General features: G+C 68.7%; 21 protein-coding genes and 1 other RNA gene. 9 read left to right on the top strand and 13 right to left on the bottom strand.

The genetic code is table 11. The features are described 5' to 3' along the window. The first annotated feature begins 70 nt into the window (after positions 1–70). The 3 genes from AC1DSO_RS12460 to AC1DSO_RS12450 all read left to right on the top strand — a co-directional run bounded on the left by AC1DSO_RS12460 (position 71) and on the right by AC1DSO_RS12450 (position 2,844). Positions 71–1,651, top strand: a complete 1,581-nt coding sequence (locus AC1DSO_RS12460) for a peroxidase family protein (protein ID WP_477069112.1) — start codon at positions 71–73, stop codon at positions 1,649–1,651. 62 nt (positions 1,652–1,713) lie between these two features. Further along, complete coding sequence (locus tag AC1DSO_RS12455; protein ID WP_477069111.1) at positions 1,714–2,193, top strand: cupin domain-containing protein; 480 nt, start codon at positions 1,714–1,716, stop codon at positions 2,191–2,193. 39 nt (positions 2,194–2,232) lie between these two features. Beyond that, entirely contained in the window at positions 2,233–2,844 is a 612-nt protein-coding gene (locus AC1DSO_RS12450; protein ID WP_477069110.1) for a hypothetical protein, read from the top strand. Here the strand turns inward: AC1DSO_RS12450 and AC1DSO_RS12445 are convergent. After that, entirely contained in the window at positions 2,841–3,737 is an 897-nt protein-coding gene (locus AC1DSO_RS12445; RefSeq protein WP_477069109.1) for a LysR substrate-binding domain-containing protein, read from the bottom strand. The genes AC1DSO_RS12450 and AC1DSO_RS12445 overlap by 4 nt on opposite strands. A gap of 86 nt (positions 3,738–3,823) precedes the next feature. Here AC1DSO_RS12445 and AC1DSO_RS12440 point away from each other — a divergent pair, with 86 nt between their 5' ends. After that, entirely contained in the window at positions 3,824–4,522 is a 699-nt protein-coding gene (locus tag AC1DSO_RS12440) for an FMN-dependent NADH-azoreductase (RefSeq protein WP_477069108.1), read from the top strand. A 20-nt stretch (positions 4,523–4,542) separates the two neighbouring features. On the opposite strand, the gene def is transcribed toward AC1DSO_RS12440, so the two are convergent. The 8 genes from def to ffs all read right to left on the bottom strand — a co-directional run bounded on the left by def (position 4,543) and on the right by ffs (position 10,332). Further along, positions 4,543–5,064 (bottom strand): peptide deformylase, encoded by a 522-nt coding sequence (gene def / locus AC1DSO_RS12435; protein WP_047406625.1) that lies wholly within the window; start codon positions 5,062–5,064, stop codon positions 4,543–4,545. Positions 5,065–5,072: 8 nt separating this feature from the next. After that, entirely contained in the window at positions 5,073–6,371 is a 1,299-nt protein-coding gene (locus AC1DSO_RS12430) for a DNA recombination protein RmuC (RefSeq protein ID WP_477069107.1), read from the bottom strand. Between the two features lie 168 nt (positions 6,372–6,539). Then, complete coding sequence (locus tag AC1DSO_RS12425; RefSeq protein WP_477069106.1) at positions 6,540–6,692, bottom strand: hypothetical protein; 153 nt, start codon at positions 6,690–6,692, stop codon at positions 6,540–6,542. Between the two features lie 112 nt (positions 6,693–6,804). Then, positions 6,805–7,407, bottom strand: a complete 603-nt coding sequence (gene recR / locus AC1DSO_RS12420) for a recombination mediator RecR (protein ID WP_047406632.1) — start codon at positions 7,405–7,407, stop codon at positions 6,805–6,807. Beyond that, positions 7,407–7,844 (bottom strand): nuclear transport factor 2 family protein, encoded by a 438-nt coding sequence (locus tag AC1DSO_RS12415; RefSeq protein ID WP_477069105.1) that lies wholly within the window; start codon positions 7,842–7,844, stop codon positions 7,407–7,409. The genes recR and AC1DSO_RS12415 overlap by 1 nt, the downstream gene beginning before the upstream one ends. Before the next feature lie 25 nt (positions 7,845–7,869). Beyond that, positions 7,870–8,199 (bottom strand): YbaB/EbfC family nucleoid-associated protein, encoded by a 330-nt coding sequence (locus AC1DSO_RS12410; protein WP_047406638.1) that lies wholly within the window; start codon positions 8,197–8,199, stop codon positions 7,870–7,872. 112 nt (positions 8,200–8,311) lie between these two features. Beyond that, complete coding sequence (locus AC1DSO_RS12405; RefSeq protein ID WP_477069104.1) at positions 8,312–10,153, bottom strand: DNA polymerase III subunit gamma/tau; 1,842 nt, start codon at positions 10,151–10,153, stop codon at positions 8,312–8,314. Positions 10,154–10,234: 81 nt separating this feature from the next. Next, positions 10,235–10,332, bottom strand: an RNA gene (ffs, locus tag AC1DSO_RS12400) — signal recognition particle sRNA small type. A gap of 93 nt (positions 10,333–10,425) precedes the next feature. Between ffs and nudC the strand changes: the two genes are divergently transcribed. Further along, entirely contained in the window at positions 10,426–11,364 is a 939-nt protein-coding gene (nudC, locus tag AC1DSO_RS12395) for an NAD(+) diphosphatase (RefSeq protein WP_477069103.1), read from the top strand. Positions 11,365–11,490: 126 nt separating this feature from the next. On the opposite strand, the gene AC1DSO_RS12390 is transcribed toward nudC, so the two are convergent. Then, positions 11,491–12,945 carry an AMP nucleosidase gene (locus AC1DSO_RS12390; RefSeq protein WP_477069102.1) on the bottom strand — a complete coding sequence of 485 codons (1,455 nt, stop codon included), beginning with the start codon at positions 12,943–12,945 and terminating at the stop codon, positions 11,491–11,493. A gap of 317 nt (positions 12,946–13,262) precedes the next feature. Between AC1DSO_RS12390 and AC1DSO_RS12385 the strand changes: the two genes are divergently transcribed. Together AC1DSO_RS12385 and AC1DSO_RS12380 are read left to right on the top strand one after the other, a co-directional pair. Continuing rightward, a complete protein-coding gene (locus AC1DSO_RS12385; RefSeq protein ID WP_477069101.1) occupies positions 13,263–14,513 on the top strand; it encodes a dicarboxylate/amino acid:cation symporter in 1,251 nt (416 codons plus the stop codon). 152 nt (positions 14,514–14,665) lie between these two features. Further along, positions 14,666–15,088 carry a DUF6491 family protein gene (locus tag AC1DSO_RS12380; RefSeq protein ID WP_477069100.1) on the top strand — a complete coding sequence of 141 codons (423 nt, stop codon included), beginning with the start codon at positions 14,666–14,668 and terminating at the stop codon, positions 15,086–15,088. A 1-nt stretch (position 15,089) separates the two neighbouring features. On the opposite strand, the gene AC1DSO_RS12375 is transcribed toward AC1DSO_RS12380, so the two are convergent. Both AC1DSO_RS12375 and AC1DSO_RS12370 read right to left on the bottom strand, forming a co-directional pair. Next, positions 15,090–15,962, bottom strand: coding sequence for a 2-dehydropantoate 2-reductase (locus AC1DSO_RS12375; protein ID WP_477069099.1), 873 nt, complete (start codon positions 15,960–15,962; stop codon positions 15,090–15,092). A 53-nt stretch (positions 15,963–16,015) separates the two neighbouring features. Further along, the gene (locus AC1DSO_RS12370) at positions 16,016–16,702 is read right to left on the bottom strand and encodes a hypothetical protein (protein WP_477069098.1); all 687 of its coding nucleotides are present in this window, start codon (positions 16,700–16,702) and stop codon (positions 16,016–16,018) included. A gap of 189 nt (positions 16,703–16,891) precedes the next feature. On the opposite strand from AC1DSO_RS12370, the gene AC1DSO_RS12365 reads away from it, so the two are divergent. Then, positions 16,892–17,596, top strand: coding sequence for a hypothetical protein (locus tag AC1DSO_RS12365; RefSeq protein WP_477069097.1), 705 nt, complete (start codon positions 16,892–16,894; stop codon positions 17,594–17,596). A gap of 73 nt (positions 17,597–17,669) precedes the next feature. Here the strand turns inward: AC1DSO_RS12365 and AC1DSO_RS12360 are convergent, their stop codons facing one another. Then, positions 17,670–18,707 carry a ribonucleotide-diphosphate reductase subunit beta gene (locus tag AC1DSO_RS12360; RefSeq protein ID WP_477069096.1) on the bottom strand — a complete coding sequence of 346 codons (1,038 nt, stop codon included), beginning with the start codon at positions 18,705–18,707 and terminating at the stop codon, positions 17,670–17,672. A gap of 141 nt (positions 18,708–18,848) precedes the next feature. Between AC1DSO_RS12360 and AC1DSO_RS12355 the strand changes: the two genes are divergently transcribed. Continuing rightward, the gene (locus AC1DSO_RS12355) at positions 18,849–19,517 is read left to right on the top strand and encodes a glutathione S-transferase family protein (protein WP_477069135.1); all 669 of its coding nucleotides are present in this window, start codon (positions 18,849–18,851) and stop codon (positions 19,515–19,517) included. Positions 19,518–20,001 lie beyond the last annotated feature (484 nt).

Genomic DNA, 20,001 nt, shown 5'->3' with positions numbered 1-20,001 from the left:
CGAACGCTCGCGAATTCTCGCCAGAGCTGTTCTATGGACGAATTCAATCAAGACGGGGAGGGTCACGACCATGCTGGCTTGGATCATCGCGGCCCTGGAGCCGGTCATCGCCTGGCTGACCGAGCGCTGGCCCGCCTTTCACCGCTTCGTCAGCGGGCTGCTGATCAACGGCATCGTCGCCGAGGCCCGGCCGCGGCCGCATCCCTGGAGCACCAAGACCGACTACATCAGCTGGGCGGCCTTGACCGACCGCACCTACAGCGCCCGCCAGCTGGCGGCCGTGGATCTGGGCCCGCTCCCCAGCGCAGAGCTGACCACCGCCGTGTTCGCGCGGCCGGACGGCGCGCCGCAGACCCATTGCCCGAAGTCGACCATGCTGTTCCCGGCCTTCGCCCAGTACCTGACCGACGGCTTCATCCGCACCATGGTGTTCAGCGACCGCGAGGACCGCCGCCGCACCACCTCCAACCACGAGATCGACCTCTGCACCCTCTACGGCCGCACCGAGGCGCAGACCAACGCCCTGCGGCTGAAGTCGAGCGCCCAGCGCGGCCGTCTGAAGTCGCAATGGATCAATGGCGAGGAATATCCGCCGGCGCTCTACGACGCCCAGGGTGCGACCCTGGCCGAGTTCGTGACCCTCGATCCGCCCCTAGGGGTCGATAACGACACGCCGATCGCGATCAAGCGCCAGCTGTTCGCTCTGGGCGGCGACCGCGCCAATTCCACGGTCGGCACGATGATGATGGGCACGCTGCTGCTGCGCGAGCACAACCGCCTGGCCGGGGTGATCGCCGCCGCCCATCCGGACTGGGACGACGACCGGGTCTTCGAGACCGCCCGCAACGTGGTGATCGTCCTCTACATCAAGCTGGTGGTCGAGGAGTACATCAACCACATCTCGCCCTCGCGCATCCGCCTGCTGGCCGACCCCAGCGATGGCTGGAAGCGGCCGTGGAACAAGCCCAACTGGATCACCGCCGAGTTCAGCCTGCTCTATCGCTGGCACTCGCTGGTGTCCGAGGACATCGTCTGGGCCGGCCAGCCGCTCAAGACCGCCACCCTGCGCTTCGCCGGCGACCAGCTGACCGGTCACGGCCTGGCCAAGGCCTATGCCTGGATGAGCGCCCAGCCGGCGGCGCTGCTGGGGGCCGGCAACACCGCCGACTACCTGCAGAGCGTCGAGGCCCGGGCGATCGACCAGGCCCGCCTCAACAAGATCGCGCCCTACAACGCCTATCGCGCGGCCATGGGCATGAAGCCGGTGACCGCCTTCGAGCAGATCAGCACCCGCCCCGGCGTCGCCGACAAGCTCAAGTCGCTGTACGGCGACGTCGACAAGGTCGAGTTCTATGTCGGCCTGTTCGCCGAGGACACCGCCGCCAACGCGCCGCTGCCGCCGCTGATCCTGCGGATGGTGGCCATCGACGCCTTCTCCCAGGCCCTGACCAACCCGTTGCTGTCGCAGAACATCTGGGGCGACGAGAAGAACAAGGTCGCCGCCTTCACCGCCGAGGGCGTCGCGGCGATCGAGTCGGCCGGGACCCTGCGCGACCTGCTGGTCCGCAACGGCGCCGACCCCGGCCAGGGCTTCGTGGGCATGACCCGTCCCGACTGGAAGCGCGACGCCAAGGTGCAGCGGGTCGGCTGAGCCTCTTGCCCCGTTGAGACCCGTGGCGGGCGTGCTTAACTGCGCCAGCGGAGGAGACACCCTTGCCCAAGATCGACATGACCACCGCCCCGACGCGCGTCGGCACGGCCTATCCCGCGCCGTTCGACACACCGTGCCTGCATCGCCACCGCACCAAGTTGGGCGACGCCGTCGGCCTCGACCAGTTCGGCGTCAACCTGCTGCGCCTGCCACCCGGCGCCTGGTCCAGCCAGCGCCACTGGCACACGGCCGAGGACGAGTTCACCTGGGTGGTCGAGGGCGAGGTAGTGCTGGTCGAGAACGACGGCGAGAGCGTGCTGCGGGCCGGCGACTGTGCGGGCTTCAAGGCCGGCGTCGCCAACGGCCACCATTTCCAGAACCGCTCGAACCGCGACGCGCTGCTGCTGGAGATCGGCTCGCGCAAGCCGAACGAGGACGGCTGCGACTATCCCGACATCGACCTGGTGCTGCGCGAGGGCGACGGGACGTACCGGCATCGGGACGGAACACCGTACGAGACCGATCAAGGCCGCAAGCGCTAGGTCCGTTGACGCGCCTCGGCGATCGCCTAGGTTGATCCCATGCGAAATCTGCTCGTGCTGATCCTGCTCGCCGCCTTCCCCAGCTCGGCGCAGCAAGGCCCTGCGAGACAGAGCGCGCCGTCGATCACCCCCGCCGAAGCCCCTGCCCTCAAGGTTTCGCAGCCCTACAGGGTCAAGCAGCAAGGCGGCGGCCTGGGAATCTTCGTCGACGAGGCCGTGGTCTTCCACGAGGTCGGCGAGGGCCCATCGCGGGTCTGGGCGGCCGAGCGCCGTCGCCGCGATCAGCGAATGGGCGTGGTCAGCCTGCGGTACGAGTGGATCGACGGACGGACCTGCCCCGCGCTGGAGACGGTGATCGCCGACATCGGTCGCCTTCCACCGATCAAGATGGCGGGTCTCGACACAGAACCACGCGGCGCGTTCAGCGACGTGACGGAGGTCACGCTGATCGGACCTCCGGCGGGCGGAGGCATGCGCGACCTGGTGCTTCGTCGCGACGAGATGGGGCCGGTCTCCCGCTGGTGGCGGGCCAGCGCGAAGGCCCTGGAAGCCTGCTGGCAGGCCAAGCAACCTTACATTCCCGGCGCCTACGACCTGGGCGCCAAGCTCTCGGCGGCCCAGGACGAGGTGGAGATCATGCGACCCTATTAAGGGCCTCGCAGCCCGAGCAGCCAGTCGTGGACCGCGATGACGGCTGGCGAGGCGGTCGGCAGTCGCAGCAGGTGATAGGGCCGCCCCTGGATCACCGCCTCGAACGGCTGGACCAGCAGGCCCGAGGCCAGCTCGTCGCGCACCAGGCCCAGGCTGGCCATGGCTACGCCCAGGCCCGCCACCGCCGCTTGGATCGCCTGGCTGTCGTCGGTGAAGGTCAGGCGCGGAGTGGTGTCCAGATCCACAAGGCCACTCATCTGCGCCCAGCGCGCCCAGGTCGGGGTGTCGGCGGCGGGATGACGCCACTCGGCGTGCAGAAGGGTCTGGCCACGCAGGTCGCCCAGCGAAGCCAGGCCTAGCTTGGGACTGCAAACCGGCGCGAAGCTCTCGACGTACAGCGGCTCGGCGATCAGACCCGGGAAGGGCCCGTAGCCGTAGCGGATCGCCAGGTCGGCAACGCCGGAGCGCAGGTCCACCGGATCGTCGGACGCATGCAGCCGCAGCTGAAGATGGGGATGCATCCGCCGGAAGTCGGCCATGCGCGGCAGCACAAGACGCGCCGCGAAGGCGACCAGGACCGAGAGCGTGACCGTCTTGCCGCCATCGTCGGGTTTCAGAGCTCGCAACGCCTCGGCGAAACCGTCGAAGCCGTCGCGCAACACGGGGAACAATCGCCGCCCTGGCGCGGTGAGGGCGACACGGCGGACGTGGCGCTCGAACAGCTTCAGGCCCAGCGTCTCCTCCAGATCGCGGATCCGATGGCTGATCGCCGTCGGCGTCACGCCCAGCTCGTCGGCGGCCAGGCGAAAGCTCTCCAGTCGCGCCGCGGCCTCGAAGGCGCGCAGGGCGCCCAGTGGCAGGCGGCGGCGGGTGAATGAATTGAGCTCATCCATAACCTGACGATTACGCGTTCGTCAGGCCGGCGTCACGCGTTCAAAACGCCCTTCGAGATGATTTCACATCAGCCTTGGAGTTCGCCATGACCACGGTTCTTCAGATCGACGCCAGCGCCCGCTCGGGACGTTCCAGCGACACCCGCCACGGCTCGCACACCCGCCGGCTCACCCATCGGTTCATGGAGGCGTGGCGGGTCCTTCGCCCCGAGGACGCGGTGCTCTATCGCGATGTCGGGACGCGACCGCCGCGTCCCGTGAGCGGCGACTGGATTCAGGCCGCCTTCACCCCGCCGGCCGCGCGCGAGCCGTGGATGCGCGAGGTCCTGGTCGAAAGCGACACCCTGGTCGCCGAGCTCAAGGCCGCCGACATCATCGTCATCGGGGCGCCGATGTACAATTTCGGCCCGCCGGCCCCGCTGAAGGCCTGGGTCGACAACATCGTCCGCGTCGGCCTGACCTTCGGCTTCGACCGTGCGCGGGAAGGCGAGCCGTACTGGCCGATGCTGGAGGGGCAGGGCAAGACGTTGGTGGTCCTGACCGCGCGCGGCGACTACGGCTACGACGCCGGCGGGCGGATCGCGGACCTCGAGCTGGTCGTGCCCAGCTTGGCCAAGCCGCTCGGCTATCTGGGGATCACCGACCTGCAGGTAGCGGCCGTCGAGTACGACGAGTTCGCCGACGACCGCCTCGCGGCCTCGCTGCGCGACGCCGAGGCGAGCGTCGATGCGCTGGCAAAGAGGATCGCGGCGGAGAGAAACGTCGAACGAGCGCTCGTCGCCTGATGGCGGAGGCGCGGCGGGCTTTAGGCCGCCCGGCGCGCCTTCTTCACCTTGGCCATGGCGCGGTCGCGGCGCAGGCGCGAGAGGTGGTCGATGAACAGGACGCCTTCCAGGTGGTCCATCTCGTGCTGGATGCAGACGGCGAACAGGCCCTCGGCCTCCTCGACGACCGTCTCGCCCTGGTAGGTCATGTAGCGGACGGTGACCTTCGACGGGCGCTCGACCTCGTCGAAATATTCCGGCACCGACAGGCAGCCTTCCTCGTAGCCGAGGACCTCTTCCGAGGTCGACAGGATCTCGGGATTGACGAAGTAGCGCGGCGCCGGCTCCTCGCCCTCACGGGCCAGGTCCATGACGATGATCCGCACGGGCTCGCCCACCTGCACGGCGGCCAGGCCGATGCCCGGGGCGTCGTACATGGTCTCCAGCATGTCATCCATCAGGACGCGCAGCTCGTCGGTGACGACCTCCACCGGGGTGGAGATCTTCTTCAGCGTCGCCAGGTCGGCGGCGTTATCGACGGTGAGGATGCGACGGATAGCCATGATACTGGTCAGGTAAGCGTCTCATTTCCGAGCGTCAAGGTGGGGGATTGTCCCACCGCCAGCTTGGCGAGCGGACGAACCCCCTGCTCCACCGGCGCCGGCTCGGCGATCTCCTTGCCCTCGTGGTCGACCGACAGCTCTTCGAAGCGGCGGGCCTGGGTCAGGACTTGGCTCTCCAGCGAGCCGACGAACTGGTTGTACTTGCCGACGGCGCTTTCCAGCGCCTTGCCCATGGCCCCCGCATGGGCGCCCATGACCGAGACGCGCTTGTAGAGCTCGCGGCCGACCTCGACGATGCGGGCGGCGTTCTTGGCCTGGTCCTCGGCCCGCCAGCCATAGGCCACGGCCTTGCAGAGCGCGAACAGGGTGGTCGGGGTGACCAGCACCACCCGACGGTCCATCGCTTCGGCCATCAGCTCCGGAAGCCGATCCAGGGCGGCGGCCAGGAAGCCGTCGCCGGGCACGAACATGGCGACGAAGTCCGGCGAGCCCTCGCCCGCGAACTGGTCCCAATAGGCCTTGGACGCCAGGCTCTGCATGTGGGCGCGAACGCTGGCGGCGTGGCGGACCATGGCGGCCTCGCGCAGGACCTCGTCGGTGGCCTCCTGCGACTCCAGGAAGGCGTTCAGCGAGCACTTGGCGTCGATCACGAACACCCCGCCACCCGGCAGGGTGACCTTGACGTCGGGCCGGCGGCGGCCCTCGTCGGTGTCGACGCTGAACTGCTCCTGGAAGTCGAAGCGGCTGTTGAGGCCGGCGGCCTCGAGAACGTTGCGCAAGGTCTGCTCGCCCCAGCGCCCCTGCACGCCCGCGCCGCGGCGCAGGGCGGCCGACAGTTTGCGCGCCTCGGCCTGGGTGGCGGTCGAAGCCTCGAGCAGGGCGGCGATCTGGGCCTTCAGGCCGCCGGACTCTTCGGCGCGCGCCTTCTCGACCGCCGTCACCTGGGCCTCGAACTTGGCCAGGGTCTCGGCCACCGGCTTCAGCTGGGCCTCCAGGCGGGCCTGGGTCAGCTGGTCCCGGCTCTTGGCGTTCTCGTCGGCGCGTTTGATCAGCTGCTCGGCCACGGCGTTGGCGCTCTGGGCGGCCTGGGCGCGGATCAGCTCGATCTGGGTGGCGGTCTGGTCTTCCAGCAGGCGCGAGCGCTCCTCGGCCTGGGCCACACGCTCGTTCAGCATCCAGGCCTGAGCCTCGGCCTTGGCGGCGCGGCGCTGGGAGGCGAGCGCCCATAAGGCGCAGGCGATGGCGGCCAGGGCGAAGACGACGGCCAGGATTATGGCCAAGAACGAGGAAGAGTCGGAAAAGTTCATGCTCCGTTCTTAGCCGGAGTCGGAGCTACGAGGAAGTTCCCCTTCTCCCCTTGCGGGAGAAGGTGTCGCCACAGGCGACGGATGAGGGGTCGCGCGGACGGACCGGTACAACCCCTCACCCGGCCCTTCGGGCCACCCTCTCCCGCAAGGGGAGAGGGAGACCGCTCATCAGGCGTCGCCGTCCGCGAGGTCGGCGATCAGGCCGTTGATCGGCTCGTCGTTGAAGCTGGTGACGTTGTGGCCCTTGTCCACGACGCCGACCTTGGCGACGTGCGGGGTTTCGGTCTCGGCTTCGGGAGCCTTGTCTTCGGGCGTGCTCATGAATTTGTCCCTCCACTCACGCGTCGACAATCCGTCGAACGCGGCTGGGCGGACCTTGGCGCGGGAAAGCGGAGCTGTCAGCCGGATTCCGGCTTTGTCCCCGCAATTCGCCTCAAGCCGGCCGACGCGCGCGCAAGGCTTGGGCGATCGTGCCGTCGTCCAGCCAGTCGAGATCGCCCCCGACCGGCACCCCACGCGCCAGCATGGTCACCGGCACGGCGGTGGGCGCCAGGCGGTCGGCGAGATAGTGGGCGGTGGTCTGGCCGTCGACCGTGGCGGGCAGGGCCAGGATCACCTCGGACACCTGACCATCCCCGACTCGCGCGACCAGTTCCCCGACCCGCAGGGACTCCGGCCCCATCCCGTCCAGCGCTGACAGCAGGCCGCCCAGCACGTGGTAGCGGCCCTTGAACGAGCCGCCGCGTTCCATGGCCCAGACCGAGCCGACCTCCTCGACCACGCAGATCAGCCGCGGGTCGCGGGTCATGTCCGAGCAGATTGCGCAGGGATCGGTGACGTCCAGCGAGCCGCAGACCCCGCAGGTGCGGACCTTGGCCTGGGCCTCGGCCATGGCCAGGGCCAGCGGCGCCAGCAGGGTGTCGCGCTTCTTCAGCAGAGCCAGGGCCGCGCGCCGGCCCGAGCGTGGGCCCAGCCCCGGCAGCTTGGACAGCAGGGCGATCAGGCGCTCGATCTCGGGTCCGGCGGAGGCGGCCATCAGGGTTTGGCGACCCGGGTGACCTGGCTGTAGATCACCCGCCATTGGCCGTCGCGCTTGGCCCAGGTGTCGACGAAGCGGACCACCAGGGCGAAGCGCTGGCCGCCGTCCGTGCCGGTCATGTTGACCCGCCCGCCCAGCAGGGCGACGTCGCCGTGGACCTTCTCGACTGGCGCCTCGATCGTGAACGGGTCGAGCTTGAAGCCGGGCGTCATGTAGTCGCGGATCAGGTCGGCCTTGGACTGGACGACGCCCGCCCCGTTGACCAGCACGTAGTCGTCGGCGACCAGACGCTCGAGGGCGGCGCGATCGGCGTGGACCTGGGCCTCGTCATAGGCGTGGGCGGCGGCGGCCAGGTCGGGCGGCAAGGTCTCGGCCCAGGCGGCGACCGGCGCGACCATCAGCAGGAGGGCCGCCAGCGGCGAACGGATCTTCATGCGCGGGCCCTCCCCTGGCGTCCGGCTAGAACTTCATGCCCGGCATGCCGCCCATCAGGCCCGCCATCGGGCCGGCGGCTTCCTGCATCATCTGAGCTTGCTTGGCGTCGAGCTTCTTCTTGGCGTCGGCGTGGGCGGCGACGACCAGGTCGGCGATCACTTCGCCCTCGCCCGGCTCGATCAGGCTCTCGTCCAGCGTCACCTTGGCCAGCTCGCCCGTGCCCTTCAGCACCACCGTGACCATGCCGCCGCCCGAGGTCCCCTCGACAGTGCTCTCGGCCAGACGCGCCTGGGCGTCCGCCAGCTTCTGTTGCATGGCCTGGGCCTGCTTCATCAGGCCGCCGAGGTCTTTCATGTCCAACTCCGTTTGTTGTCATCCCGGCGAAACCCGGGACCGCCGGATACGCCGGCGTCTGTCGCGGTCCCGGGTCTGCGCTAAGCTTCGCCCGGGATGACAGTTCTCAAGGTCAGCCCTCTTCCTCGTCCGGCTCCAGGGGCGGAGCCTCGGGGGTGAGGAGCTTGCGGATCTCGACGATCTCGGCGCCGGGGAAGGCCGACAGCACCGAGGCCACGAACGGATCCAGCTTGATCTCGGCCAGCGCCTCGCGCTCCTCGCGCTTCTGGCGCTCCATCATGCTCTCGGCCCCGCCGCCGCCCTCGGCGGCGACCAGCCAGGGTTGACCGGTCCACTCCTTCAGAGCCCGAACCAGGCGGCCGGCCAGATTGCCGGGCGCGCCGGGCGCGGCCTCGAAGGTGATGGCGCCGGGTCGGAAGCTGATCGGGCGGACATATTGCTCGACGTCCAGGCGCAGGCCGATGTCGCGCCGAGCCGCGATCAAGGCCAAGACGTCGTCGAACGAGGCCAGCACCGGCATGGCCTGGGCCGCCGGCGCAGCCATGCTGACGGCCTGGGCCGAAACGCCGCCGCCGGACGAACCGCCACCGACGGAGACGCCGCCGCCTCCCCCGCCACCGACGGGCGTCCCGTCACGCAGGGCCTTCAGCGCCTCTTCCGGACCCGGCAGGTCGGCGGCGTAGCACAGACGGATCAGGGCCATCTCGGCCGCGGCCATGGCGTCGGGCGCGCGGCGCACCTCGTCATGGGCCTTGAGCAGCATCTGCCACAGGCGCGACAGCGTGCCGGCCGAGGTGTGGGCCCCGATCGCGGCCAGGCGCGCGGCCTGCTCCTTGGGCATCGACAGGGCGTCCGGCCCCAGGGCCTTGGACACCGCCGAAGCGTGGCAGTGGTCGAGGACGTCGAGCATGACCACCGCCGGATCGGCCCCGAAGCCCCACAGGGCGCGGAAACCTTCCAGGGCGTCCTTGGTCTTGCCGCCCATGACATGTTCGAACAGGGCGATGGTCTGACCTCGGTCGGCCAGGCCCAGCATGTCGCGCACGACGGCGGTCGTGACCGTGGCCCCGCGATCGGTCTGGACAATGGCCTGGTCCAGCAGCGACAGGCCGTCGCGCACCGAGCCCTCGGCCGCGCGGGCGATCAGGGCCAGGGCGTCCATCTCGATCCGCGCGCCCTCCTTGGCCGAGATGCGGTCGAAATGCTTGACCAGCACGTCCGGCTCGACCCGGCGGAGGTCGAAGCGTTGGCAGCGGGACAGGATGGTCACCGGGACCTTGCGGATCTCGGTGGTGGCGAAGATGAACTTGGCGTGCGGCGGCGGCTCTTCCAGCGTCTTCAGCAGGGCGTTGAACGCCGCCGTCGACAGCATGTGCACTTCGTCGATGATGTAGACCTTGTAGCGCGCCTCCACCGGGGCGTAGCGCACCCCGTCCAGCAGTTCGCGCATCTCGTCGACCTTGGTGCGGGACGCGGCGTCCAGCTCCAGCACGTCCATGTGCCGGCCTTCGATGATCGAGCGGCAGTGGTAGCCCTCGACGGTCAGGTCGACCGAGGGACCTTTGACGGTATCGGTCTCGTAGTTCAAGGCCCGGGCCAGCAGGCGGGCGGTCGTGGTCTTGCCGACCCCCCGGACGCCCGTGAGCATGAAGGCGTGGGCGATACGGCCGGTGGAAAAGGCGTTGGCCAGGGTGCGGACCATGGCCTCCTGGCCGATCAGGTCCTCGAAGGTGCGCGGGCGGTATTTGCGCGCCAGCACTGTATAGGCGTCGCCCTTCTCGCCCTCGACCGCGGTCTCGACAACGGGACGCGCCGCCTCGACCGGCGCCGGCGCGGGCGCGGGCGTCTCGCCGAAGATGTCGGCGGTGTTCTCGTCGCGCTCGGGAAGCTCTTCCGCGGGCGGTTCGTCCCACGGCGGCGCGGAATCGGTCGAGAGGTCGTCGTGGTCGGCCATGGGATGAGTGTAGTGGCGTGGAGCGCGCGGCAAAAGGCCCGGTCCGACTAGACCGTGCTTCTACTGACAGATTTTAGGGAAAGGTGGAGACCGGACAGCGACCCAGAGCTGATCTCGTTGTGGCTGCTGCCTCTCGGCCCTGACCAGGTTGGCGAGGACTCCGTCCGCGCCGGTCTCCAAGGCCTATATCGCGACTCATCGCGACGGATGCAAGGCGCATGATGCTCGTGCGACGTCGTGACGAGCGGCCATACCCGCGCTAGAGAGTCGCCATGCCTCTGTCGATCATCACCAACACCTTCGCCGGCAACCCGTTGAACCGCGCCAGCGAGCGACGTGGCGACGAGTCGTGGCTGGCCGAAAAACTGGCCGATCCCGAGTCGCTGGCCGTCGCCCTCTGGAATGGCAAGCCGCTGGTCGAGGACATCCTCGGCGAGGACGGCCAGCCCTCCGGCGTCCAGATCGCCTATCTGCGTGCCGACATGGCCCAGGACCTGGCGGGCGGCGGCGAGAAGCTGCTGTTCCTGGGCCTGTGGAAGGACATCGCGGTCTTCGCGGTCGATATCGAGGGCGCGGCCGACCCCGCCGAAGGGCCGCTGCAGGGCCTGGGCCGGTTCGAAGAGCTGCGCGGGGTGGCCGCGACCATGCCGCCGGCCGACGCCGGCATCCTGGCCACCGCCAAGTCGATGTTCGAGTGGCGTCGCCGCCATCGCTGGTGCAGCACCTGCGGCCAGAAGAGCGAGGTCGCCGACGGCGGCTGGAAGCGCGTCTGCCCGGCCTGCTCGGCCGAGCACTTCCCACGCACCGATCCGGTGGTGATCATGCTGGCCGTCCACGACGACAAGTGCCTGCTGGGCCGTCAGGCCGCCTGGCCCGCGGGCATGTTCTCGGCCTTGGCTGGCTTCCTGGAGCCCGGCGAGACGATCGAAGAGGCCTGCGCCCGCGAGCTGAAGGAAGAGGCGGGCCTGAACGCTACCGCCGTTCGCTACCACTCCAGCCAGCCCTGGCCGTGGCCGTCGTCGCTGATGATGGGGCTGATGGCCGACGTCGACAGCGCCGACGCCGCCCCCGACCAGACCGAGCTGGAAGAGGTGCGCTGGTTCAGCAAGGAAGAAGCCGCCCTGCTGCTCAAGGGCGAACTGGACGGCCTGTTCATGCCCCCGCCGCTGGCGATCGCGCACCAGCTGATCAAGGCCTGGGCGGAGGGGTAGCGAATACAGGCCCCCTCCGGGCCTTCGGCCCTCCTCCCCCGGAGGGGGAAGAAGGGCGCGCCTTCCGCCCCCACTGGGGGCGGACGATCGCGCAGCGATCAGGTGGGGGCCCGCTGAGTCGGCCGCTTATCTGAACGGCGGCTCGTCGAACGCCCGCAGTTTCCGCGAGTGCAGGTTCGGGCCTTCGGCGTGCAGCAGCTTGCAGGCCATGATGCCGATCTGCAGGTGCTGGCTGATCGCCCGCTCGTAGAAGGCGTTGGCTTGGCCCGGCAGCTTGATCTCGCCGTGCAGCGGCTTGTCGGACACGCACAGCAGCGTCCCATAGGGCACGCGGAAGCGATAGCCCTGGGCCGAGATCGTCGCCGACTCCATGTCGATGGCCACGGCCCGGCTCTGGTTGAAGCGCAAGGCCGAGAGGCTGTGACGCAGTTCCCAGTTGCGGTCGTCGGTGGTGACCACGGTGCCGGTGCGCAGGCGGCGCTTCAGCTGGTCGCCGCTGTCGCCGCTGATCGCCTTGGCCGCGTCGTAGAGCGCCCGCTGCACCTCGGCGATCGAGGGCACCGGGATCTCAGGCGGCAGCACGGCGTCCAGCACGTGGTCATCGCGCAGATAGGCGTGGGCCAGGACGTAGTCGCCGATGGTCTGGGTGTCGCGCAGGCCGCCGCAGTGGCCGATCATCAGCCAGGCTTGCGGGCGCAGGACCGCGAGGTGGTCACAGATCGTCTTGGCGTTGGACGGGCCGACGCCGATGTTGACCAGAGTCACGCCCGAGCCGCCCGGCGCCATCAGGTGGTAGGCCGGCATCTGGTGCTTGCGCCAGGTCGACTCCGCCACCGCCAGCTCGGGATTGGCCGTATTGGCGGTGATGCTCAGCCCGCCCGAGCACGACAGGGCCGTGTAGGGACTGTCAGGCGCCTTCAGCTGCTCGATGCCCCAGCGGACGAACTCGTCGACATAGCGGTGATAGTTCGTGAACAGGATGAACTGCTGCACGTCCTCGGCCGGGGCGCCGGTGTAGTGCTTCAGGCGGGCCAGCGAGAAGTCGGTGCGCAGGCCGTCGAACAGCGACAGCGGGCGCTCCTCCTCCAGAGCCGGGTTCCAGACCCCGTCGGCGATCTCGTCGCCGATGAAGGCCAGGTCGGTGGTCGGGAAGAACCGGGCGATATCCTCACTGCGGACGTCGGCCTGGTTCAGGTCGATCGTGGCGTCCAGCACGTAGGGATAGGGGATCTCCTGGTTGGAACGATCCACCTCGACCTCGACGTTGAAGTCGTCCATCAGCAGAGTCAGCTGCTCGACCAGATAGTCCTTGAACTGGGCCGGCTTGGTGACCGTGGTGGCGTAGACGCCTGGACGGCTGACGCGGGCGTAGGAGCGGGCCAGCTTGGGCGGCAGCGCCTCGGGGTCATAGGTCAGGCGCAGCTCGGGATAGGCGAAGGTCCCGTCGAACCGCTGCTGCGGGTCGGGGCGGGTTCCGTGTTCCAGATAGGCCTTGAGGGCGGTCCGAAGGGCGCCGACGGCGCGTTCGTATTCGTCATTGAGCCGTTCGACGACGGCGATTGCTTTTTCTTGGTTTGACATGGCGCCTTATAGCGATGTTTCGCGACATTGGCGAGACATCGGCCCGCTCGTGGGAATGATTTATTACTTATCGAGAGAGAGAACCGCACGGCCTCCCGCCGCCGCAGGGTGAGCCTGTTTATCCGGCTTGGCGCGCGCCAAGCCGCGCCGGACACCTCAAGGGCATGGACGAACCCGCGTTCGTCGGCCACAAGGGCTGAAATGCTCAAAGAGCGAGCGGATGGCGGCGCTGTCGTTCTCGTGCGTCGTTCTTCCGAAACCAGAATACGCCGTCGACGCCCGCCAATAGACGTTGGTGGGGGGCGCCAGGGGGATACATGAACAAACGCTTCGCCATTCTGATCGTCCTGGCCATGGTGCTCGGCGTCGCGGTGGGCTGGGGATGCAACCAGTACCTCGATCCGGCCGGCGCCAAGAAGGCCGCCGAGCTGGCCTCGCTGCTGCCCTACATCTTCCTGCGCCTGATCAAGATGATCATCGCGCCGCTGGTCTTCACGACCCTGGTGGCCGGCATCGCCCACATGGAGGACGCCGCCGCCGTCGGGCGCGTCGGCGTCAAGGCGATCGGCTGGTTCCTGACCGCCTCGATCCTGTCGCTGCTGATCGGCATCGGCATGTTCCACCTGCTGGACCCCGCCCATGGCGTGGTGCTGAAGGAGGTCGCCGAAGCCGGCGCGCCGCCGTCAGCCGCGGGCGCCTTCACGGTCAAGAGCTTCATCGACCACCTGATCCCGGCCTCGCTGTTCGAGGCCATGTCGAAGAACGAGATCCTGCAGATCGTCGTCTTCTCGATCTTCGTCGGCACGGCCGTCGCCACCCTCGACGACAAGGCGCCGATGGTGCTGCAGGTCACCGAGCAGGCGGCCTCGATCATGCTGAAGGTGACAGGCTTCGTGATGGCCTTGGCCCCGCTGGCCATCTTCGGCGCCCTGGTCAACACCGTCGCCAAGGAAGGCCTGTCGATCCTGGGCGTCTACGCCCGCTTCATCGGCTCGTTCTACGCGGGCCTGGGCGTGCTGTGGCTGCTGCTGTTCCTGGCCGCCCTGGCCTTCCTGGGCAAGCGGGCCCTGAAGCTGTTCGCCTTCATCCGCACCCCGGTGCTGCTGGCCTTCTCGACCGCCAGCTCGGAAGCGGCCTATCCGCGCCTGCTGGACGGCCTGCCCACCGTGGGCGTGCGTCGCAAGATCGTCAGCTTCGTCCTGCCGCTGGGCTATTCGTTCAACCTCGACGGCTCGATGATGTACTGCACGTTCGCCACCCTGTTCATCACGGCGGTGCACGGCGTCCACCTGACGTTCGAGCAGCAGGCCTCGATGCTGCTGCTGCTGATGGTCACCTCCAAGGGCATGGCCGGCGTGCCGCGCGCCTCGCTGGTGGTGATCATGGCCACCCTCACCTATTTCGGCCTGCCCGAAGCCTGGATCGCCCTGGTCCTGGGCGTCGACCATCTGCTGGACATGGGCCGCAGCGCCACCAACGTCGTCGGCAACAGCGTCGCCGCCGCCGTGGTCGCCAAGTGGGAAGGCGAGCTGGATCCGGTCGAAACGGTCGAGCCCGCCAAGGCCTAAAAGCCTTACACGACAACGCCTGCCGGACGGCCCGCCTCCCACCCGGAGGCGGGCCGTTTTCGTGTACAGTTTCAAATGTACAGTAAAAACTTGACAAGCTTCAGGAGAGGACCAATCTCTTGATCCGAGGGACTTTTTAGGACGATCACGCCATGAGCAAGCTCACCCGCGTCACGCGCGCCGCGCTGATCGGGCTCGCCGTCGCCGGCCTGGGCGCCTCGGGCGCTTCGGCGGCCCAGGGCGACGCCCCGACCAAGGCCATCAAGCCGATCCGCCAGTGCTTCTACCTGTCCGACTGGCGCGGCTGGACCGCGCCGGACAAGAACACCCTGTACATGAAGGTGCGCGGCCGCGACGTCTACCGCGTCGACCTGGCCTACGGCTCTAACCAGCTGACCTGGCCCGGCACCCACCTGGTCTCGATCGTGCGCGGCCCCGACAGCATCTGCCACCCGCTGGACCTGGACCTGCGGGTCTCGGACGGCATGGGCTTCGCCATCCCGATCCGCGCCAAGACCATCACCAAGCTGACGCCGGAACAGATCCAGGCGTTGCCGAAGAAGGACCGGCCCTAGGCTAGAGCGCCGCGGCGTTCAGCAGGGCGACGATCATCGCATTGGCCGGCGTGGCGATCCCGTGCGCCGCGCCCTTGCGGACGATGACGCCGTTGCGGGCGTCCAGCTCCATCGGCCGGCCGGCGGCGCGGTCGGCGTGCAGCGAGTTCATCGACTCCGGGACCTGGCGCCGATAGCCGGCGACCACCTGGTCGGCCAGGTCGTCGGACAGGTCCGCGCCCTCGGCCCGCCCCACCGCCACGCACTCGCGCACCAGCGTCCGCATGACGTCCGCCGCGCCCTCGTCGTGGGCGACGATGGCGGTCTTCAGCACCAGGGCGTTGACCGCGCCGGCGCAGTTGAGGGCCAGCTTCTTCCAGGCCTCGGTCGTGAAGTCCTCGACGACCAACAAGTCGATCGGCGTATGGGCGAATAGGGCCGCGAAGGCCTCGCCCGCGTCGCCCGCCGGGACCTTGATCCAGCCGTTGAGCCGCTGCAGCACCCGTCCGGGGGCCGAGCGCTCGGCCGGGATATCGACCACCGCCGGGATCAGGCCGGCGGCCGCGACCTTGCCCTCGAATGGGACGGTGTGCTCGACGCCGTTGCGCAGGATCGCGACCCGGGTCTCCGGTCCCACCAGGACGTCGAGCCAGGCCAGGGCGCCGGCGCTGTCGTAGGTCTTGGTCGCCACCAGCACCCAGTCGACGGGTGAGAGGCCTTCCGGCGAAGTCGCCACACGCGAGGTCGCCGTGATCGGGCCTTCGGGCGTCTCGACCGCCAGGCTCTCAAACGGCGTGCGGACGCAGACGGTGACGGCGTACGCGGGGTTCTGGGCCAGCCAGGCCGCCACGGTCCCGCCGACGGCCCCTGGGCCGATCACCGCTATGCTGGTCATGCTGGAGCTCCCGACTGTGTCCAGCCTGTCCTAGAGCGGGTTCGCGGCGGCTTCTAGCGCTTTCGGACGCTGGCCTCGGGCGCGAAGAAATTGCCCTGCAAGGGAATGGCGCAGGGCGTGCGGCCCAGCCGCACCTCCCCTTGCCGGCCTTTCGGCTTTCGCCCGCCGCCGAACTTGATCGAGCAGTTCAGGACTCTGAAGTAGTCACCGTCGGGGGCCGCGCCCCCTGGTTTCGGATCGCCATAGCTCCGTCCCGACGCCCCCGCCGCGGCGACCTCGTCGAAATAGGCCCGCTTGCCCGGATCCATCGGCGCGTCGTAGCGCGGGCCGGAAGGATCCAGCCGCCCCAGCCTCTCCTCGCAAGCCTCGCGCTCCTGGCGCGACCGGGACGCCGCGCGCGCGCAGCCGACGCCGGCGCGAAGCGCGGCGCCGAGGTTGGCCGGCGCGGCGGGGCCGCTGGCCGCCGGCGCCGAGGGTCCGCCCGGGACGGCCTCGACCGCGCTCACGGGCGGGAATGGGGACGGTTCGATCGCTTCCGACCCSGGCTCCGCCGCTCGGTCCACGGCCCGACGAGCGGCGGGCGCCGGCGAGGACCGCGTCACACTGGGCTTCGAACGCGTGGGGCTGACCAGCTCGACGGACATCAGGGGAAGGTCGGGGCCGGCGGCCAGGAAGTCCGGCGACGTCGGCCAGGCCAGCCAGCCCAGCACGATCGTGTGCAGGACGAGGGACAGGCCCATGATCCAGCCGAACCGGCTCCGCCGTCGTCGATACCCTCTCATCGCCCGCCCCACGGCCCCCAACCTGTGCTTGTGGAGGGTGAGGTTTCAGTTGTGTCGGAAGCGAGGCTCCATAAGGGCGGGCATGGCCAAGATTGGCGTCCGCCTCCGCCGCTTGATCGCCCGGGCGATCTCGGCAAGATGCGCCGCGTGCAAGGACGCATCCGCTTTCCCGGCAACCCCTGGCCGCAGGGCCACACGCTGGCCGCCTTTTCGCTGAGCGCGGCGCTGGACGCCCGCCACGGCGTCGGCTTGCTGCTGCATCTGAAGACCCAGGACTACGCCGCCGACGGGCCGGGGGCGGACGCTGGCGACAATGCCGACTGGACCTCGCCCGACGTGTGGGAAAACTTCGGCGAGTGCACGCTGTCGAACACCGCGTGGGGCTATCTGAACGACCAGCTGGTCCGGCTGGACCATCCGCCGTTCCGGCGGTTCGATTCGCGCGACCTGGTCGGCCAAGCCTTCGACCTGGATCCTGTCGCCGACCTGCCGCCCGGCTGGTCCCCCGGCGACCAGCCATTCCAGATCTATCTGCTGGGTCACGACGCCGTCGCCGAGCACCGCATCAGCTTCGCCGAAGGCTCCTCGCCCGGCCTGTTCGACATCGGCTGGAGCGGCCGGATCGCGCTGTTCTACGCCGGCGAGGAGGACTTCCGGCATCGCTTCGAGGCCGAGATCCACGACGCCCCGTTCGAGGGGTTCGAGCTGGCCGCCGATCTCGACGTCCCCGTTCCGCGCCGCCAAACCGCCGCCCAGGCCCTGCTCGAGCGGTTCGTCACCCGTCCCGACGCCTGGCGCTTCGTTCCCGGCCAGGCGCGGGGCGACAAGGACCGCTTCGTTCCGGCCCTCTGAAACCCAGCCCTCTGAAACGACGAAGGGCGAGACCTTTCGGTCCCGCCCCTCGCCGACACCCCTCGTGAAGCGCCTATTCCGCCGACAGCGTCTCGCCGCGCTTGGCCATCATCTGGTCGAAGCTGGACCACACGCCCTCGCCGCCGTGCCATTGGCCCTTGGTCGCGGCCTTGGAGTACTCGGTCGCCCGCGCCTCGAAGAAGTTGGCGTGCTCGACGCCCGACAGCAGCGACTGCAGCCAGGGCAGCGGGTTTTCCTTCACGCCGTACACTTCCGGCAGGTGCAGCTGGCGCAGGCGCCAGTCGGCGATGAAACGGATGTACTTCTTGATGTCGTCCGGGGTCATGCCCTGGATCTCGCCGGCCTCGAAGGCCAGGTCGATGAAGTTGTCCTCCATGGTGACCACGGTCTTGCAGCAGTCGACGATGTCGTCGGCCACGGCCTTGGTCACGCACTTCGTCTCGGCGTTGAACGCATGGTACAGCTTGATGATGCCTTCGCAGTGCAGGCTCTCGTCGCGGATCGACCACGAGACGATCTGGCCCATGCCCTTCATCTTGTTGAAGCGCGGGAAGTTCATCAGCATCGCGAACGAGGCGAACAGCTGCAGGCCTTCGGTGAAGCCGCCGAACATGGCCAGGGTGCGGGCGATGTCGGCATTGGTCTCGACGCCGAACTTCTGCATGAAGTCGTGCTTGTCGCGCATGGCCTGGTATTCCATGAACGCGCCGAACTCGCTTTCCGGCATGCCGATGGTTTCAAGCAAGAGCGCGTAGGCCGCGATATGGATGGTCTCCATATTGGCGAACGACGACAGCATCATCTTCACTTCGGTCGGTTTGAACACCCGGCCGTAGCGCTCCATGTAGTTGTCGGCCACCTCGATGTCCGACTGCGTGAAGAAGCGGAAGATCTGCGTCAGCAGGTTCCGTTCCTTGTCGTTCAGCTTGACGGCCCAGTCCTTGAGGTCCTCGCCCAGCGGCACCTCTTCGGGCATCCAGTGGACCTGCTGCTGCTTCTTCCAGAAGTCGTAGGCCCACGGATAGCGGAACGGCTTGTAGGCGCCAGAGGGGGTCAGGAGGCCGGGCGTGGTGATCAGCTTGGCGGACATGGCGAACCCTGGAGGCAAGAATCGAGAGGCGGCGATAGGATGGGTTCACCCTACCAAAGCCTTCGGGTTCATCTAGTGGTCCCGGTGTCGCAGTCACACAAGATGTTGTGAGTGCGTGTGGATAAGTCAGGAAGCTTGACCATGGATTCGTACCGGATTTTCAGCGCCCTGGGCTCCGGCGGCGTGCCCGTCGAGGCCGCTATGTCCTTGATCGGCCTGCCCTATGAGGTGGTCGAGGCCCCGACCTGGGAGGGCGAGGCGCAAGCGGCCAAGGTCGCCGTGGTCAACCCGCTGAAGCAGATCCCGGCCCTGGTCACCCCCGCCGGCGAGACCCTCACCGAGAGCGCCGCCATCTTGATCTGGCTGGCCGACAGCTTCCCCGAGGCGCGGCTGGGTCCGGCCGTCGACGCCCCCGAGCGCGCCCAGTTCCTGCGCTGGATGACCTTCATCCCGGCCTCGATCTATTCGCTGTTCTGGGTGCGGGATGATCCGTCGCGGCTGGGCGGGGATGATCCGGAGGTCCAGGCGCGGATCAAGGCGGCGACGGCCGAGCGGATCCTGGACTGCTGGGCGATGATGGAGAGCCAGGTGAGTCCGGGGCGGTACCTGCTGGGGGACGAGCTGAGCGTGCTGGACCTCTACGTGACGGTGGTCAGCCGGTGGGGGCCGCGCCGGGTGCGGTTCTACGAGGTCGCGCCGAGGATGGCGGAGGTGGTGAAGCGGGTGGATGCGGATCCGAGGTTGGCGGGGTTTTGGGAGCAGAGGTTCCCGTTCTTTGACGGCTGGGAGCGGTTGGGGCAGCAGGCCTAGAGTCCCTCTTCCATAGGGAGAGGGCGGGGCCCGCCGCCGCAGGCGGTGGGAGGGTGAGGGGTTTCGTCGCCAACCGCCAAGACCCACCATCGTCAAAGCCTCATTCGGCCAGGGTGTAACCTCTCACCCTCCCACCGCTTCGCGGCGGGCCCCGCCCTCTCTCTATGAGAGAGGGATCTCGAATAGTCGCAAGCCCGACCTCCCCGGGTCGGGTGCGATCCTTACATCTCTTGGAGGCTGGAGCGTGCAGGGCTGATCAGGTCAGCCCTGCGATCGTCTCGCCGTGAGATGTAAGGAGGGCTCCTTCTCCGGGGAGAAGAAGGCTAAAACCCCGCTCCTTCTCCCCATGCGGGAGAAGGTGGCCCGAAGGGCCGGATGAGGGGTCGATCGTCCTGTCGGCTTGGCGCCCAGCAGTCACCGCCGTCGCGGCGGACACCGCCTTCAACCCCTCACCCGACCGCCTTCGGCGGCCACCCTCTCCTCC

Source organism: Caulobacter sp. P4_E5 (assembly GCF_056401555.1).
The sequence above is the reverse complement of the archived record's forward strand: the minus strand, read 5'-3'. Positions and strand labels throughout refer to the sequence as shown.